The organism is Maribacter polysiphoniae (genome assembly GCF_003148665.1).
GTDB lineage: Bacteria > Bacteroidota > Bacteroidia > Flavobacteriales > Flavobacteriaceae > Maribacter_A > Maribacter_A polysiphoniae.
The window spans coordinates 342906-359157 of sequence record NZ_QGGQ01000001.1 but is presented as its reverse complement, the minus strand read 5'-3'; the positions used below and the strand labels follow the sequence as shown (position 1 = coordinate 359157).

The 16252-nt window shown below is 40.2% G+C and carries 14 protein-coding genes; all 14 read right to left on the bottom strand.

What is annotated here, in order from left to right; translation table 11 throughout:
- Positions 1-125 precede the first annotated feature (125 nt).
- On the bottom strand, positions 126-539 hold the full coding sequence (locus tag LX92_RS01455; protein ID WP_109648494.1) for a lipocalin-like domain-containing protein: 414 nt from the start codon (positions 537-539) through the stop codon (positions 126-128).
- Positions 540-578: 39 nt separating this feature from the next.
- Complete coding sequence (locus LX92_RS01450; protein ID WP_109648493.1) at positions 579-2165, bottom strand: cysteine peptidase family C39 domain-containing protein; 1587 nt, start codon at positions 2163-2165, stop codon at positions 579-581.
- 25 nt (positions 2166-2190) lie between these two features.
- Positions 2191-2847, bottom strand: coding sequence for a collagen-like protein (locus LX92_RS22880; RefSeq protein ID WP_211315824.1), 657 nt, complete (start codon positions 2845-2847; stop codon positions 2191-2193).
- A gap of 257 nt (positions 2848-3104) precedes the next feature.
- The gene (locus LX92_RS23025) at positions 3105-3221 is read right to left on the bottom strand and encodes a hypothetical protein (RefSeq protein ID WP_394340334.1); all 117 of its coding nucleotides are present in this window, start codon (positions 3219-3221) and stop codon (positions 3105-3107) included.
- Positions 3173-3364 carry a hypothetical protein gene (locus LX92_RS22265; RefSeq protein WP_146197786.1) on the bottom strand — a complete coding sequence of 64 codons (192 nt, stop codon included), beginning with the start codon at positions 3362-3364 and terminating at the stop codon, positions 3173-3175. Before LX92_RS22265 ends, LX92_RS23025 begins: the two co-directional genes overlap by 49 nt.
- Before the next feature lie 105 nt (positions 3365-3469).
- Positions 3470-6871 (bottom strand): glycoside hydrolase family 38 N-terminal domain-containing protein, encoded by a 3402-nt coding sequence (locus LX92_RS01440; RefSeq protein WP_109648492.1) that lies wholly within the window; start codon positions 6869-6871, stop codon positions 3470-3472.
- Between the two features lie 43 nt (positions 6872-6914).
- Positions 6915-9107 (bottom strand): glucosidase family protein, encoded by a 2193-nt coding sequence (locus LX92_RS01435; protein ID WP_146197785.1) that lies wholly within the window; start codon positions 9105-9107, stop codon positions 6915-6917.
- A 35-nt stretch (positions 9108-9142) separates the two neighbouring features.
- Entirely contained in the window at positions 9143-10534 is a 1392-nt protein-coding gene (locus tag LX92_RS01430) for a glycoside hydrolase family 76 protein (RefSeq protein ID WP_109648490.1), read from the bottom strand.
- Between the two features lie 46 nt (positions 10535-10580).
- Positions 10581-11654, bottom strand: coding sequence for a mannonate dehydratase (locus LX92_RS01425; protein ID WP_109648489.1), 1074 nt, complete (start codon positions 11652-11654; stop codon positions 10581-10583).
- Positions 11655-11681: 27 nt separating this feature from the next.
- Positions 11682-12731, bottom strand: a complete 1050-nt coding sequence (locus LX92_RS01420) for a lactonase family protein (protein WP_109648488.1) — start codon at positions 12729-12731, stop codon at positions 11682-11684.
- A 77-nt stretch (positions 12732-12808) separates the two neighbouring features.
- Positions 12809-13609, bottom strand: a complete 801-nt coding sequence (locus LX92_RS01415; protein WP_109648487.1) for an SDR family NAD(P)-dependent oxidoreductase — start codon at positions 13607-13609, stop codon at positions 12809-12811.
- Between the two features lie 32 nt (positions 13610-13641).
- Positions 13642-14064, bottom strand: a complete 423-nt coding sequence (locus LX92_RS01410; protein WP_109648486.1) for a cupin domain-containing protein — start codon at positions 14062-14064, stop codon at positions 13642-13644.
- Complete coding sequence (locus LX92_RS01405; protein ID WP_170117775.1) at positions 14061-15524, bottom strand: sugar porter family MFS transporter; 1464 nt, start codon at positions 15522-15524, stop codon at positions 14061-14063. The genes LX92_RS01410 and LX92_RS01405 overlap by 4 nt, the downstream gene beginning before the upstream one ends.
- Before the next feature lie 27 nt (positions 15525-15551).
- Positions 15552-16247, bottom strand: a complete 696-nt coding sequence (locus tag LX92_RS01400; RefSeq protein WP_109648484.1) for an RraA family protein — start codon at positions 16245-16247, stop codon at positions 15552-15554.
- Positions 16248-16252: the final 5 nt, after the last annotated feature.

Here is a 16252-nt window from a genome sequence, read left to right as displayed (position 1 = left end):
ATTCTTTCTCCTTATAAAAACCTGACAATCCGTGCTTATTCTCAATGTCAACTACATTATGGTTGCCCGTGCGGTAGTATATTCTCAATACAAGAGCAATCTGACTAGAATAAGCACTTAGTTTTTCATCCCTGTGTTTTATCAAGTATAATGGTATCACCATTTGAATCCGTTATTGAAAGCTCACTATCGGTAATGCTATTAATAGTTGTTGTAATAGTATCAGAACCAAATGTGATCACTAAAGACGAACCACTTAATGTGTATGTAGCGCTATTAAGATCTGTAGCCTCGCAGGTCCCAGAATTTTCCTCATAGTTTTCCTGTTCAACCGAGCCATCATCATGAAATTGAAGTGAGCCGTTTTTTTCACAAGCTGAAAAATCGTTTGGTGTTTTGGATTCTAAATACCATTTTCCTGAAATCAGTAAATTCGCTGTTGAAGGTGTTTCGGGTGAATCGTTATCGTCATCGCTATTGCTACAAGCAAAAGACAGCATTAAAAGACCTAGAACACCGATTGTTTTAATTGTTCCCATATTATATTTTTTGTGGTTATATTTTTTGATTTATCGCCTTTATCGCCTAGCGGTAAAGGTTCTTTTATTGGCTGTAAACCTGTGTAATATCTTGTCGTCTACCCCTCTTTCATAATAGTTTCCGACCGCAGTATTGCCACTGCGCGCTTCAATTCTGATGGCATTGAGGTTCCAATTATCTCCTCCCAAACCTCCTCTAAATGTAGTTTGGAGCACTACTTGGGAAATCTCTGAAATGGCATAGATGTTATTGTTTAATGAAATATCCACCGAATTCAGACTCTTATCCTTCCAGCGCGTTCCTTTATTCACATTGTTCACCGCTTGCTTTCTTCCATTTCCATAATGAATCACAATATTCAGGTTGTCATTACCTCCCCTTAGATCATCATCACCCGTTCTTATCCATAATCTTAACTTATCGATTTTCTTCTTACCTGTAGGGGTTGGTTTAACCCCTGTCTTACCTGTTCCAAGGTTGACTCTAGAAAGGGCAATTGTAGGAGGGTTAGGATTGACAAGTACCCTAAAAATTTTGTCTTTCCCTGTAAAACGCTTTAGCGGAGCACCCAGTTTTTCATAAATGCGTCTGTTCACCTTATATCCCCTAGCATTGATTTTCAATTTATTTAAATTGAAATTATCGTTCCCGGAGATGGTATGCAACTCTACTGACTTTATCTTGTTTAAGGCAATAGGGGTCTTAAGGGGAACTGTGATAAACTGCGAATAATTGTCTATCCATTTATTTCCCTTGTTAACGTTATAAACCTTTTGTGGGGCTGAACCATGATAGTTTAAAGTAAGGTTAAGATTGTCATTCCCTCCCCTCAAATCGTCTCCACCCACACCAAATTCAAATACAAGTTCATGTATCTTTCCGTCGTTCGGATAATCTGTAAGGGAGATTTTTATTGGAGTTTTTGCGCGATAGTTCTTATCTACAAAATAGGTGCGCCATCTCTTTTTTGGGTTTTCCAGATAAAAGAATGTTTCCTGTTCAAAGTTTGGTACCAGGGTTTTTATCGCCCCATTAAAATTTGGATCATAAACATAAATTTTCATTTTACGCTTGTAACTTCCGCTGGCAAGATCTTGTGCTGAGCCAAAATCGTAACCGATGGCCAATATTTGATGATTGCCTGGGTCTGTTTCCTCCTCACCCACACTTTGCATTCCCAAAGGCACAGGAATGCCACGATCTATATAAGAGCGCAACTCATTAATCCTACTGCCTCTTTTATTCTCAATGCCCCAATTAAAAAATTCACTGTTTCGAGCACCGTCCGGATTAAAACCGATTTCGCCCCATTTATCAAGATTGGAAGTAAGTGATGTAACTTGTCGATCATATAAATAACGCTGCAAGGGACTGCCTTCAGTTGGCCTATAAATAGTTTTGGGAATTGATCTACCCCGGGTTTTGTAATAATCCAGGGCAGTGTACACCATACCGCCACATAACCCTCCTGTTCTCCAATCCAGAGCGTCAATAAAAATATTCTTAAAAGTGTTATCGAACTTGAACCCATGTTGGTCTGGTTTAAACGGAGTCATCTTTTTTGTTTGACCAATACCCTGAAATCCAAATACAATGGATATAAATAATAAAATAAGATTTTTCATCTGATGTGTTTTTTGGTAGTGGGTATTAATCCGGAAGATTGTAAAATGCCTTTACCGCTTCGTAATCGTTATAATCCAAGGATGACTTCCCGCCTGCCGTTATATTGCCGGGGATTATAACATACCTAAGTCTATTATAGGTTATATTATCATACCGACCATACGTATCCCTAATTTCAAAATCCCGATCATATCTTCTAATGGTTATCCATACATCGCCGGATGTACCCCTAACATTCATTGATCTAGAAATTTTTAATTCCCCTGTAATTGTGCTATATGAATTCCAAGGAACAAGAAATGTAGATCCGTTATTGGTAATCCAATAAAAAAGGATTACACCTTCATCATAATTTTCTCCAAATAGAGGGTCAGTTACGATCATTCGCTTGGCTCTTGGAGCGTCAAATTCATTCCAATTTGGATAGAACCAATCTGAATAAATGACATTGGCATTGCCATCTTCCCCGTCGGCTCCATTCAAACCTTGTTCTCCCTGTTCACCTTGCGGCCCTTGTTCCCCTTGCGGTCCTTGTTCACCTTGAATACCTTGGGCACCATCCTGCCCTTGAATACCTTGAGGCCCCTGTAGTCCATCAGCCCCATCTTCAGCAGAGCATCCTCCCAAACCAAGAATCAAAATAAGGAGTAAAAGTCTTGAAATTCCCTTTAATTTTTTCATAATCACTGTTTTAATAGTTATTAAATGATACGTTAATGGGGGAGTTTTGTGTTGTTCGTTCCTCTATTTGATAACAGCGAACTTATAGAACATTGTAAAAGTAGTTCGGAGTGGATTGTACCCTTTTTTGATATGTAACATAAGCTTTTGCATATGTAACATTTAGCGGTTTTAAATCGAAAAAAGGACAATGGGAGAAAAATCCCTTGTCCATTTGTTGCGTATTATCTAGATATCCGATGAATAGTGGCTGTTTTTCACGGAAAAAATTCAATCGATACGGCGCGGAAGAATCCCGTTTTTGCTGCCGCTGTAAACTCCGCCTTTATGTTGTAATCATCCAATTGTACGGAGTAATAATGAGGTTTGGCCATTTAGCGGTTTGGGGCGTCCACTGGGTAAGCGCTGATAGATCCCTTACAATAGGGGAAAAGTACCCCATTGGCTCTTCATCCACGGTAACCGTAATATCGGCTATACTGGCTGCCGTACCTACTCTTGTATCTACATATTCCAAATACCCACTATCTTACAAATCCTTATTCCCTTGGTTTTCATCTCAACTAACTCCAATACAAACCAAATCCTTTATCATTCTAAATTTCATCGTACTTATTATGATCTATAACATTTTCAACAATACAAATCGAGTTTCGTAATGCTCTATAAGTAATGGTTTGGTCAACTCCTTGATTTCTTCCCCCAGTACATTGGTCTCTACGGCTCTAACCGCCCCGGTTTGCCCAAGCAATCTTGGAACATCAAGAATGGCATGATCCCCTTCTGTTTCCCGCAGATGAAGGAGCACCCCTTTATCACCAAGTAAAGGCCTAGCACTGACAAGAATTAAATTGGGCAGATCAAAATCCAATAAAGATTTGGAAACCGTACTATTGGCCTTGTTTGATTTACTTGGTGGAATGACCCGGGAAAGCATTGGCACCCTACTTTCCCATCCGAATCGGGTGGCAAAAGATTTAGAACGATCTTTGGATGATGTCAAATAATACTTCCATTTCATTTCACCTTCTTGACTGGCCCTAAAATTGGTCGTCCAATAATTATTGAGTACCCAAGAATAAATATGTGGATTTTCAGGTTTGTGCTTATAATAAAATCTACCGGTATTGATATCCCCGAATTGGACCAGCGGAACATCATTGGAGCTGAATAAAATCTGGGCTTCATCGTTTTGAACCGCCGCAAAGTTCTGTATTACGTTCCAATCGGCTGAAGTACCCTCCAATTGGTTCATACCTGGATTTACAATCCCTCCTTGTACATCAAAAGCCAATTGATCATTATCCTTCATACGAAAAGGAAGGGCAATAAAAACACCTTCAGGAGCAGTATGCCCACGTTTGACCATGTCATAGGAGAATTCTATCCGTTTTGAGTTTTTATATAATTTTATTTCAAAATTAACCCCCCTTGAATCGGCGCATTCCTCATTTTTCCCATTAATATGTATACTGCTCCATAACGGGGTTTCCTTTATACCCGAAACCTTTATCTCGGATAAACCGGACATTTTCTTTTTTATCGGAACATAAACCGTATCCCTATTCGCATTGGTAAGACGCTCCATCGATTCCCGGTTATCCGGTTGTTCGTATACAAATTCACCTAACTTATACCCACTGTTTAAATCGACCAATTCTTTATTCAATTCCTTATCGAACAAACTAGTTACCACTCCTCTTTTTGAATCGATCTGAATACGATAATATTCATTTTCAAGAATTGGCCCTTCTACTTCCTTATTTTGTTTTGGTTGCTTTTTCCCTTCTTCCAAAACAATTTTGAAAGTTGCATAACCCATTGGGGGAACATTGGGTGCCCACAACAGATAATTGCTGCCATCTGCCCTACTGGATATCCTTTGCACAGCAATTTCATTCCCTTTGGTATCCAATATTTTATAGGGTTTGCCCAATGGTAACAACTGATGGTCTATATAGGCCTTGACCAATCCTGAGCGCTCCCAATTCAACGTGTTGAAAACCGCTATGGTAGGCTCTTTGGCTTTAGGGATGTGTTGTTGCATTAACCCCAAAGCCTTTTCTTGGATTAAACTGGATTCCTTAAAGGCCGTCCATGCATATGCCGATTTTTGTCCCCACTGTATGACCGAATTTTCAATTAAAGGATCCGTAATACTCTCAGCAGCACCGAAGGTGTGCTCATCATAAAATAGCAATTCGTCATAGGCTTTTTCAATGTCTCCAGTAATGTTTTCTGGAAGCGCGGTTCCCATGAACTTCGCCATTGACAAGAGTCCCATATTTGCGATCATATTCGAATGTACCGTTCTTGCCGTTTTTGTTTCTGTAAAAGCAGAACCGAAACCGTCGGTCCACCAATCGGGCCACGCTTCTTTTTTAACAGGCAAGTCATCACCTTTATTTTTATCTAAATAAACCATGAACTCACTTGCCAGCGATAGTTTCAATTTGGGCCACTCGTATTTTTGATTCCATTCCTTAACAATATCACATGCCTTGGTGGAAGGGGGTGAATTATCGGTCAGGTATCCTGAAAATTGAAAAGCCGTCCTGTCATGTGGGTACCCTTTTGCTTCCAGTCCATCAAGATATTGGGATAAATTGGCCCTAAATTGATCTAACTCCCCTGAGGTTAAGCTTAACGCATTGCCATGCATGTAGTGCTCGCTTCTATAAGCCAAGAGACGGTTACCCGAGTTAGACTCCCACCAAAAAGAGGTCGGTTTATCAAAAGGAACCTGTGCCCTATGCCCGTGCTGACCCATGGTCAGGTATTTAATGCCTGTATTCTTGTACAGATCGATCATGGCCCAACCTATGCCATTCACATCATTTTGCATGGCCGTGTTTACATCGATACCCCTTTCCTTAAAATGGTTCAGTGCCTGTGTTTGCATGGCCAAAGCGGTTTCATCAATGATCTCCGAAAAATTGAAGAACATACCGGTCACTTCTATCCGCCCTTCTTTTATTCTTTGAAGCAATCGATCTATTTGTTCTTTGGGTCTGTTTTTCAAATATTCACGAACGGTCCAAGCGGCTTCACATGTCCATCGAAATTTGGCTTCATCTGGGTAATCATCAGTTTGATCGCAATAATCAAGGGCATAATCAATAAAACGTAAATGCTCGGTCAAAATCTCGGTCTGTGATCTTGTATAGCCAATATCGGTGTGGCTATGCTGCACTAAATGAATGGTCCATTCCTTAACAGGTTCAACCCTAAAACCAACTTGCTTCCTCACTTTGCCCATACGCAGCTCCGCGTCAACCTTTGTTGGAGTTGTTACTGCAGGAATAAGTAAATCAATTTCATTAAATCCCGTTTTGATATCAAATTTCTGTGTTAGATCCGAAGTGGTAATTCTTGCCTTGGTAGGTGCTTTCAAATGCACGATTTCAAACCGGACCGTATGGTACAGCGAACCCTCTTTTTTGGTCACTGTTTTTAGCTGTTTTGATTTGATGTCTTCACTCAGCACCTTGTCAAAGGTCATAAACCAATCATTGCTGTGATTGTCCACGCCATCAACCATTAATTCAACGGCATTTCCCAGTGTGAAATAGTTACTGGGAATCGTTAATACCGCAGTACCCATTTCATCACGGTTCGTATCTACCATTGAGCGGTTAAATACCAATTGAATCCCGTCTTTACCCGACAAGGTACGTACTTCCTCATTCTTGGTGGGAGACGAAAACGTCATTACTTTTTCCTTATTTACATAAAGATCGAATTTATTGGAAGGGGTCTTTGCGCCAATCCCATACAACCATATGAAGGATACGGTTTTTTTTGAATAATCATTGGGTACAACTTCTGTCTTCCAAGCAATAGGAGGCACATCGGCCCGCGCTCTGGTCAAAAGACATTTTTCCCTATAGGAAAAAGGGGAGTGATACGTAAAATCGGTTCCACTGACTTTTTGTTCATAACCCGCTAAATAATTTTCTTGGGCCTGTACCATAGGCGCCAAAATAAATAGTAATAACAGTATTGGTAAATGTTTGGTTTTCATCGTATCAATCTTTGATTATTTATAATTCCTGTACCCGGATTGTTTATTGAACAACCACTTCTTCCCCATAAAATTTAGTAGCAATCAATTTACCACCTTCATAAACCGAAAATGTTTTACGGGTCAATTGAATCCCGAATTTTCTGCCTTTCCATCTGATATCAGTTAGTGTTGCTTCACCGATATCTTCGTGATTAAAAGGTTTTATGGTCAATTCTTTTTCTCCCATATTTACTCCAAATGTGCCAAAGACAATGGCTTCCATTCCTGCCCCTGCAGAAATTTGTAAAGGCATTGAAGAACGGTCTTGTTCGGCGGTATCAATACGAGGATTTTGAGGTAAATACGGAAAATGGTCTATGTACCTGATATTGCGCTTTAAGACATCCCAACCTTTACCTGCAAATCCTTTTTGGTATAGGTTACGGGAAATACGACCCGGCATTCCTGCATACTGGCCACCGCCTCCCCAATCCGAGTCGATTAGATCCCAATGCACACTATCTCTCCGAGCAATGGAATACACGCCGTATTTACCAAGAAATTCCCCTTCCTGTAAATGACTTACCAAACGATACGCTTGATGGTCTGGCAGGAAATCCGTTCCCAAGAGATCGAATAAATGATAGGTCCATATGGTGCCTTTGGTGCCATCTGGATAGTAATTGTCGAACCAGCCCAATTCTTCATTCCACATGTACTTGTTTACAAGGCCTTTCAGTTTTTCGGCATCCTTGAAATATGTTTGCCCTAATTTCTTCTCGTTTCTCTTTTTTGCCCAATCAGACATCGTATATAACAAGTCAATGGTCAAGGTATTGGTGATCGGTACGGCATGATTATAACCATCGGTACGGATCTCAATTATTTTTTCAGTGTTATATCCGACATCAATAAGTCCTAATTCATTGGTATAGTTGGTTTGAAGTTCATCTACCCAGCGTTGCATCCATTCCCATACGGTTACACCTGCCGCTTTTTCATTAAAAATGGAATAATCCCCAGTATGGCGTATGTAGGCTTCAATCATGAGTTGAAGTGCAAATGGTTCTTGAATGTATAGAATATCCCAATGTGCTCCGTTCCAACCGACATAGGTTCTTTTCAATTGTACTTGTTCAAAATCAGTAAGGATCGCACTTTTCAAACTTTCCGGATCTAACATTGCGATGACATCCGAAGTATAGGAAGTATCCCAACTAATTGTATAGGGCCACGTACCAACCGCCCAAAACACATCGGAAATGAAATTTGGATTTTCATAACGACTCATTAAAACGGACAACATACAACGGTAATAATACTCCTCCAGTTGCTTGTTTGAGCTTGTAAATTTCGGGAGTTTATCATAGGCCCAAGACAACATTTCCCGTGTCTTTTTATCTGCACGTTCCATACGCTCCTTAATATCTGACTGGGAAATTTCCGGCGCTCCGTTTTGGGGTTCATAGAATTTAATGGCAAAATAATAGGTCTCCGTATTTCCGGGAGCTATACTTATTTCAAACCCATTACCACTTGTTTTTTGGATCGAAGATGAAACACGTGCATGGGCCACTTCGCTTCCAATGGTAAAAGCATCAAGTGAATCTACTTTTGTCGACCCTTTTTTAAAATGACATTCCAATATTTCAGCCACTTGGTTTGGAATCAAGGTCATTTCCAAATCTTTCGAATTACGATTGGTAAGCTTTAATTTTATAAAAACCTCATCATCATCAAAAGAGACATTCGTCCAACTCTTAGCTGAAAAACTAACCCATTTCTTGTTATATTCTTTATGGAATGTCGCCGTACGCTCATATTGGTTGGGTTGCCATTTTTCATCCTGGGTAACCATTATCGATGGGGAATTGGGGCGAAAATTTGAGCCCAAAGGGTCATAGCTACCCCCATCATCGATCCATGATTTCCATTTTGTTGGAACGTCATCCTCTATTAAACGACCTGTTCCCTTATCAAAAAAGTTTAGATTGAATTCGTAGCGCGGTGCGCCGATTGGCAAAAACCATACATTGGTAAATTGTGTTACGCTGTACTGTCTGGGTGATACAAATCCCCTATAATTTGCTAATATTACCTGTTCGTCATCAAAAGCGATATCCTCCCTGTCCATGGCATAATATTCAGGATCTGCGGGGGTGTTGACTTTCTGTGCCTGTATCGTCGATACTTGAATACAGCAGGCTAAAAATAGTAGTAAAGAAATTCGTTTGGTATTTGGTTTTGGTATCATATCGTTCTTTTCGAAATTCATATTTCTGCCTTAAATTAACTTAAAAGAAGTGCCGCCCCCAATGCATCCAAACCGATAGATTGGCAAACACCAAATTTATTTTTTTCTTTCATTGATTTAATATCCCATTCATGTACATCATCTGCCAAGCCCCATAGTTCCCGGAACTGCCCAACATAAAGCGCATCGTTCTCACGGCTGGTAAACTCCGCTCGAAATTGATTGTTGGTTTTATCACGGGTTTCCCAAATAGCTTTTACCGTTTTCCTTATGTTTTCCGATACATCAACATCGATAAGCGTCCTTTCTTCTTCACTTCCCAAATAACGCATCATAATTCCGCGACCGGCGAGGTAGTCCCTACCATGTTCGGGACCAAAACTTGATAAACATGGCGCTTCACGTATAATACCATCAACATCGGCGATCAAGGCGTTTTTTACACCTTGGCCTATCAATTTTATCAAGTCCCTTAATCTTGACTCATAGGCCTTTACATCAAATTCGGCATCACTATTTTTTGTGGTGAGGTATATGGACAACTCATTTTTTATCGCCAACATATCGGTCAAAGCGGCAACCAACATCCCTTGGTCACCTGTCCAAACCCAACCTTCGGCCCAAGGTGGATGTATTTTATCCTGATAGGTAGATCCCTCGACAAATGCCATGGGACGCTCCTGTACCAAAGCGCCGGAAGTGGACAATTCCTTTAAATACTGATAGCTATCCAATTCGAACCACTCATTAAACCAGAGCCATTGACGATAGGCCATATTGAGATATTTTTCATTATCAGGCCAACTTTCAGCCAATGATAGGCGGTAAATTCGTGATGAGAGCAAAAAGAGCAGCACATTGGTAACCGTATTTTTAACGCCTAGACTATCGCCATTGGCGTCTCCATTTCTACAACCGTGCAAAACAGGATTACCCGTTTCGGAATGATCATAAGCCGTTTTCTTTTTGTATTCCCAACAGAGGTCGGTCGATAGTTTTAAATACTTATCGGCAAGTTCCTTATTCCCTGTTCGTAATAGATGTTTTCTTGCATTGAGTGCCATAAGGCCCCACCAGCCAAAGTCGTCTGCCCAAAGAGTTCCTGGGTCGTAACTGTTGAAAAAAGTTAGGTTTTCCTCCAGCATTTTGCCCACTTTTTCTTGAATGGCTACAACCTCTTTATCCTCTGACCAACGCTTTTGTAAAGCATCTACAAATACCAAGCAAGCATCAAACGTATTACCTCTCTTCCAGAAATCTTGAAAATCCCATACCTCTTCAAATCTTTTAAAAGCTAACAAGGCCTGTTCTTTCAATAAAGTATCACTTGATTTAGATTCACTACAAGCCCATGTCAATAAAGGGGATACTCCCGTAACCGCAATTGCGGAAGCACCTGTCGCCTTGATAAATTTTCTTCTTTTCATTGTTTGTCTATTTTCCAATTGTCAATAAATAATATGGCATAATGATCTAGATAAGGTCTTCTGAATCTAAAAGCGACATAGCCGCTTTCATGTATCCCATAGCATACGCCATTCCCGCATACCATGGGGCATCACAGGTCATTTGTGGGGTGTGGTCGGGGATCAACACACCATCAAAATTGTTTTTCTTAAGGATTTTTAAGATTTTGAACATGTCAATATCACCATCATCCACAAATACCTCTTTGTAATTGGGTACCTTCCCTACGATATTTCTAAAATGGATATAACCGATCTTACCCTGTTTACTGTACGTATCCGTAGCCTCATAAACATCGCCCTCGGTCATTTCTGCTATGGAACCTAAACAGAACTCCAAATTATTTGATGGACTAGGTTTCATGTCTATCAATTTCTGGTACATATTGGGTTGATAAACCAATCTTGGTGTGTTGCGAACATAGGGCATTGGTGGGTCATCCGGGTGGGCTGCCATTTTCACACCTGCTTCCTCGGCAACCGGCAGGATCTCATCCAAAAAATACTGTAGGCGATTCCACAGTTCATCATGGTCGATTTTTGGCAAAGTACCTTCTGGGGCATTTTCGTCATAAACCATATTCCAAACCATACCGTTGGGAATGGGTGTATCATCCCCACCGTCCATACCTACAGAAACGGCCTCCCCCCGAGCATAAGGCCCTTGGTTTCTTGCTGCAACCCCTGCCAATGAAAAATTATAACCAAAAATGGGTATACCTGCCTTACCCACATTGCGGATAAGTTGCTTCAAGTTTTCCATTTGAAGCTCTTTTTTAGGGCCATCCAATAAGATATCGTGCCAATGGGCGGGGTCAAAATTCTCAATGGCCTCTAACTCCAAACCGTGATCATTGATCTCTTTTTTAATGGCCAAAAGATCCTCCAATGACCAGATATCACTTGGGCTACCTGCCTTTCCCCAACCGTCCTTACCTCCAATAGGCTGGTCTGCATTATCCTTGTTGTGGCCAAAATAGTCCACCAAATGAATTACGAGATGTGTGGCTCCACATTGTTTGGCGAATTTATAATGGTCCTCATTCAACATATGTCTATATAATCCGAATCCTAGTTTCATTTTTTCTATTCTAAAGGGTAAAATTCATTAAAAAAACGCCACGCATACCGGTGTTTTTATCTCTTGTGTCCTATAAACCTCATCTAAATCGCCATCCTTACCAATTTTAAATACAACAGTATCATTTGAATTTTGATGAGACGCTATCAGCCATCTACCGTTGGGTGAAATATTGAACTCTCTTAGTTCTTCGCCTTTTGTTTTTTGATATTCGATCAATTCTAGTTCCTCACCTGCAATCTTGAAAATCGTGATTCCATCAAATTGTCTGTTTCCAACATACAAGAACTTGTTATTAGGGTGGATTCTAATTGCTGAAGCACTTGGAAGACCTAGATAAGAATCCGGTAATGACTGATAAGACCCTATTTGTTTGAATTTACCATCATAGCTTTTCAATACTGATACAGCACTGGTCAGCTCATTGATTACATATGCCAAATTACCTTCGCTTTTGAATACCAAATGTCGCGGACCTCCTCCTTCAGTTACATCAATATCTTTTTGGTTATTTGGATTTATAAAACCATTCTTGAATTCGTAGGCTTTAATCTTATCTATTCCCAAATCACATACAAACACCTCCTTTTTATTTGGATGAACAGCCACATGATGTGCATGTGGGGCTTCTTGTCTTTCCGAATTAATACTTGTTCCTGAATGCTTAAAATTATTGACACATTCCTTTAATTCCCCAGAATTACCCAAAGGATACTCCAGCATGTTTCCTGAAACATAACAGGCGACTAATACCCTATTGCCTAAAACCTCAATGTGACAAGGACAACCACCCTGAATAGGTTGCTCATTAATCAACTCCAGCGAAAAATCGCGCTTAATGCGATATGCCTGAACTACGGGATTATCTTCTTCAATCACCTCGGTATTACAGTACAAATATTTCTTATCGAGACTTATTGCCAAATAACTGGGACTCAATGTCTTTTTTGTATGTAAGACTTTTAATTCTCCGGATTCTTCATTCAGTTGCATTGTAGTGATCCCATCGCCTGAGCCTACAATTTCAGGAGATAAAAATTGGGTATAGCTGCCAATAAAAAAAGTTGAAAAGGCCATTCTAATTTATATGTATTATAGTTCAATATCCATTACCTGTTAAATCCACAAAATTCGCTCAGAATTCCTTTAATAATCTAATCTTTTCTTCTTGGTGGACGTGGGTCATATTGGATTGTATGGTTCATATATGCACCATCAATATATATGTCCGTACCATTTACATAACTAGCCAAATCACTTGCCATAAAAGCTACGGTATTAGCCACATCGGATACTTCCCCAATTCGACCCTGTGGAATCCATTTTTCAAACTTGTCTTTCCCGAATTTTCCAATCTCTTCCCGATTCATATTGGTTTCGATAGCTCCTGGGGCGATGGAAAGCACTCGAATACCTTTATCCGCAAGTTCCAGGGACAAACATTTGGAAAACATCTTAAGACCGGCCTTTGCCGAACAATAGTGTATTAACCCTTTTCTCGGTACCACATCATGAATGGAGGATATATTGATGATGACCCCACCTCCACTGAGCTCCATTCTTTGGGCGGCTTGTTGGGAACAAAGGAAAGGACCTTTTAGGTTGGTATTCATGACCCTATCCCATTCCTTTTCTTCCATATCCAATACATGGTGGATGGATTCGGTTCCTGCATTGTTCACAAGAATATCAATACCGCCTAATTCATTATCCATTTTAAGGAACATTTCCTTTACCTGCTTCGAATCGGCAACATTGGCCCCTGCACAGACTGCTTTTACGCCATATGCTTCATCCAGTTCCTTGACCAAGGTTTCCGCTTTCTCCTTGTTGCTGTAATAGTTGATAAAAACATCCGCACCGCAATTGGCCAGTTGTTTACATATTTCCGCTCCGATTCCCATACTTCCCCCGGTAACCAAAGCTTTTTTCTCTTTTAAATCTATTTGAAGCATAACGCTACTTTTATTATTTGTTAAATTGAAAATTAATTTCCTGGGTTAAAAGCATTTTCGACCAACTCCTTCATCTCCATCCTTTTTTCAATCGATAAATCGAAAAAATCGAAATCACCTTCATGGGTATTCGATTTCTCGACGATGATCACTTCACAATCCACATCCATAGCAATATTATGCCAGGTTTCAACCGGAATGTTATATGTTATATTAGGTTGCATAAGCTCAACGTCATATTCAATTTCATCCCCCTCGATTTTTGCTGTGATCAATACCGCTTTTCCTTTTAAAAGGATAAAAACCTCATCAGTCAGGTGATGTATGTCCAACTTCTTAATGTTTCCAATTTCCTGTTCGGGCATGTAATTCAGTTGGGCGACCTGCCAACCATCCCGAATTAGAAAAGGATGATAACCCTTATCACCAATATGATATTGCTCTATCAATTTCATTTAATAGTTTTTTGCTTTTTATTTGCGGTTTTCCATGACATTTCAATCTCTTCCAAGGTTTTACCTTTTGTTTCCGGAACAAATTTCCAGATAAACCAAATGGCAGGAATCGTCAGGGCCCCATAAAGGAAGAATGTCCCTGAAGGGTTTATCGTTTCAATAAAAAGTGGATTTGTCAGTGTGATGAAAAAACCGGTTACCATTAAAGACAGACTGCCGATACTTACGGCCAGACCCCTGATTTTTGTTGGAAATATCTCGCTGATAATCACCCATACTATGGGGCCGTATGAGAAAGCGAAACACGCCACATAAATCAATAATGGAATTATTACCAGATTGGAACCCATAGCGAACAATACACCGACACCCATTAATGATATAGCAGCACCTATAACCCCAATTAATAATAGTTTTCTCCTACCATACCTTTCAATATTCAATATGGCAACAAAAGTGAAGATTGAATTGACCAAACCGACCAAGACTGCACCTAAGAAAGAACTCTCAACACTTTTGAACGATTCATTCAAAATATTGGGCGCAAAATACATGATCGCGGCAATCCCACTTAAATGGGAGAACATCGGTAGTAAAATGCCGATTAAAAATGGCCTTCTTAAATAGGGTTTGAACAGTTCTTTCAATCCTTGGGTTTCTTGAACCGTGGCTTCTTTCATCTCTGCCAATTGGGTTTTGGCCATTTCCAAATTACCCAACCTTGACATAGTAGCGAGAGCTTCCTTTTCTTTGCCATTGACCACCTGCCATCTTGGACTTTCAGGTACGAACATGAGTAAAACCAAAAACAGAATGGCAATGGGTATTTCAGTACCAAACATGCCTCTCCAAAGCTCCTCTACGAAAAGCCAATCCCAAAAACCAACATCAGCACCACTGATAATCCCGGCTTTATCACCTGCTTGATTAAGAACGATCCAATCAACAAGAAAAGCCAGTAAAATACCCAATGTTATGGACAGTTGATATAGGGATACCATTTTCCCCCTTTTCTCGGGCATGGTCAATTCTGAAATATAAATAGGTGCTACAACCGAGGTAATACCCACACCTATACCACCAATGATGCGGACTACGATTAGGGTTAAGAATGAGGAGTCCAAACTAGAAGTCAACCAAAAAGAAGCGTCCGGATTTCCCAAAAACTGTGGGGGCAGCATAGAGCCAAAAGCAGAGACAGTCAAACAACTTGCCGCTAATATCAAGGCTTTTTTACGACCATATTTGTCCGTTACCTTTCCCGAAATAATACATCCCAAAATGGTTCCTAACAATGCAGAGGAAACTACCCAACCGAGCATGCTGGCCGTAAGATTGTATTGACTTTCCAAAAATGAATTACATCCAGAAATAATAGCAGTATCATAACCAAATAGAAATCCGCCAATAGTAGAGACGAAACTTATTGCCAGAAGGTAAAAAGAAGACCGGTTTTTCATTATCATTGTCGTTTTTGACTTGTATGTTTACATGATTCCGAATTTCTCAAAAGCCTCAACTGTACTCATTCCGGCTTGGAGTGCCTCCTTTACCAATTGTTCTCCCCTAGCTTTTTCAATTGCTCCCGTAAAGGCTTCGTTCACAGCTTCTTTTGGCACAATCAAAACGCCATCTATATCACCATACACAATATCGCCAGGGTTTATCCGAATACCTGCAATTTCTATGGGAACCCTATAATCGATAACCTTTCCCCGTGGACCTTGGTCTTGCGCATAGCCGCCAAATGAAAATGTAGGATAATCAAGACTTAGAATCTCTTTGGTATCCCTTGAATATCCGTTGACCACAGCCCCAGCGGCACCTAATTTCATTGCCCTTGTACTCATTAATCCACCCCAAAGGGCATAATTGGGGGAAGATCCTGCACAGATATATACTTCTCCTTCTTTTAAACTGTCCAAGGCTTCGAACATGATGCCAAATGGCTTTTGCATTAAGGGATTATTGGTGTTTTCCGCAACTTCTTCAAAAACATCGGCCTCCAATACGGGCATTGCCCTACCTATGACCACAAAATCATTGTTCAGGGGTTTAATATTCGGGGGAAGAAATTGATGTAAATATCCCATTTTATCCAAAATATCACCGACCAGGGCTACAAATAATTCCTTTTTTGCTATTTCATATAGCTCCTTATCACTTTTCCAAAGTGTCGTCATTGAGT

Bases quoted from the DNA above. Each gene is read 5' to 3' on its own strand.
- LX92_RS01410 (WP_109648486.1), bottom strand. From the start codon at position 14,064: ATGAAATTGATAGAGCAATATCATATTGGTGATAAGGGTTATCATCCT.
- LX92_RS01400 (WP_109648484.1), bottom strand. From the start codon at position 16,247: ATGACGACACTTTGGAAAAGTGATAAGGAGCTATATGAAATAGCAAAA.
- LX92_RS01425 (WP_109648489.1), bottom strand. From the start codon at position 11,654: ATGAAACTAGGATTCGGATTATATAGACATATGTTGAATGAGGACCAT.
- LX92_RS01435 (WP_146197785.1), bottom strand. From the start codon at position 9,107: ATGATACCAAAACCAAATACCAAACGAATTTCTTTACTACTATTTTTA.
- LX92_RS22880 (WP_211315824.1), bottom strand. From the start codon at position 2,847: ATGAAAAAATTAAAGGGAATTTCAAGACTTTTACTCCTTATTTTGATT.
- LX92_RS01440 (WP_109648492.1), bottom strand. From the start codon at position 6,871: ATGAAAACCAAACATTTACCAATACTGTTATTACTATTTATTTTGGCG.
- LX92_RS01450 (WP_109648493.1), bottom strand. From the start codon at position 2,165: ATGAAAAATCTTATTTTATTATTTATATCCATTGTATTTGGATTTCAG.
- LX92_RS01430 (WP_109648490.1), bottom strand. From the start codon at position 10,534: ATGAAAAGAAGAAAATTTATCAAGGCGACAGGTGCTTCCGCAATTGCG.
- LX92_RS01455 (WP_109648494.1), bottom strand. From the start codon at position 539: ATGGGAACAATTAAAACAATCGGTGTTCTAGGTCTTTTAATGCTGTCT.
- LX92_RS23025 (WP_394340334.1), bottom strand. From the start codon at position 3,221: ATGGCCAAACCTCATTATTACTCCGTACAATTGGATGATTACAACATA.
- LX92_RS01420 (WP_109648488.1), bottom strand. From the start codon at position 12,731: ATGGCCTTTTCAACTTTTTTTATTGGCAGCTATACCCAATTTTTATCT.
- LX92_RS01415 (WP_109648487.1), bottom strand. From the start codon at position 13,609: ATGCTTCAAATAGATTTAAAAGAGAAAAAAGCTTTGGTTACCGGGGGA.
- LX92_RS01405 (WP_170117775.1), bottom strand. From the start codon at position 15,524: ATGAAAAACCGGTCTTCTTTTTACCTTCTGGCAATAAGTTTCGTCTCT.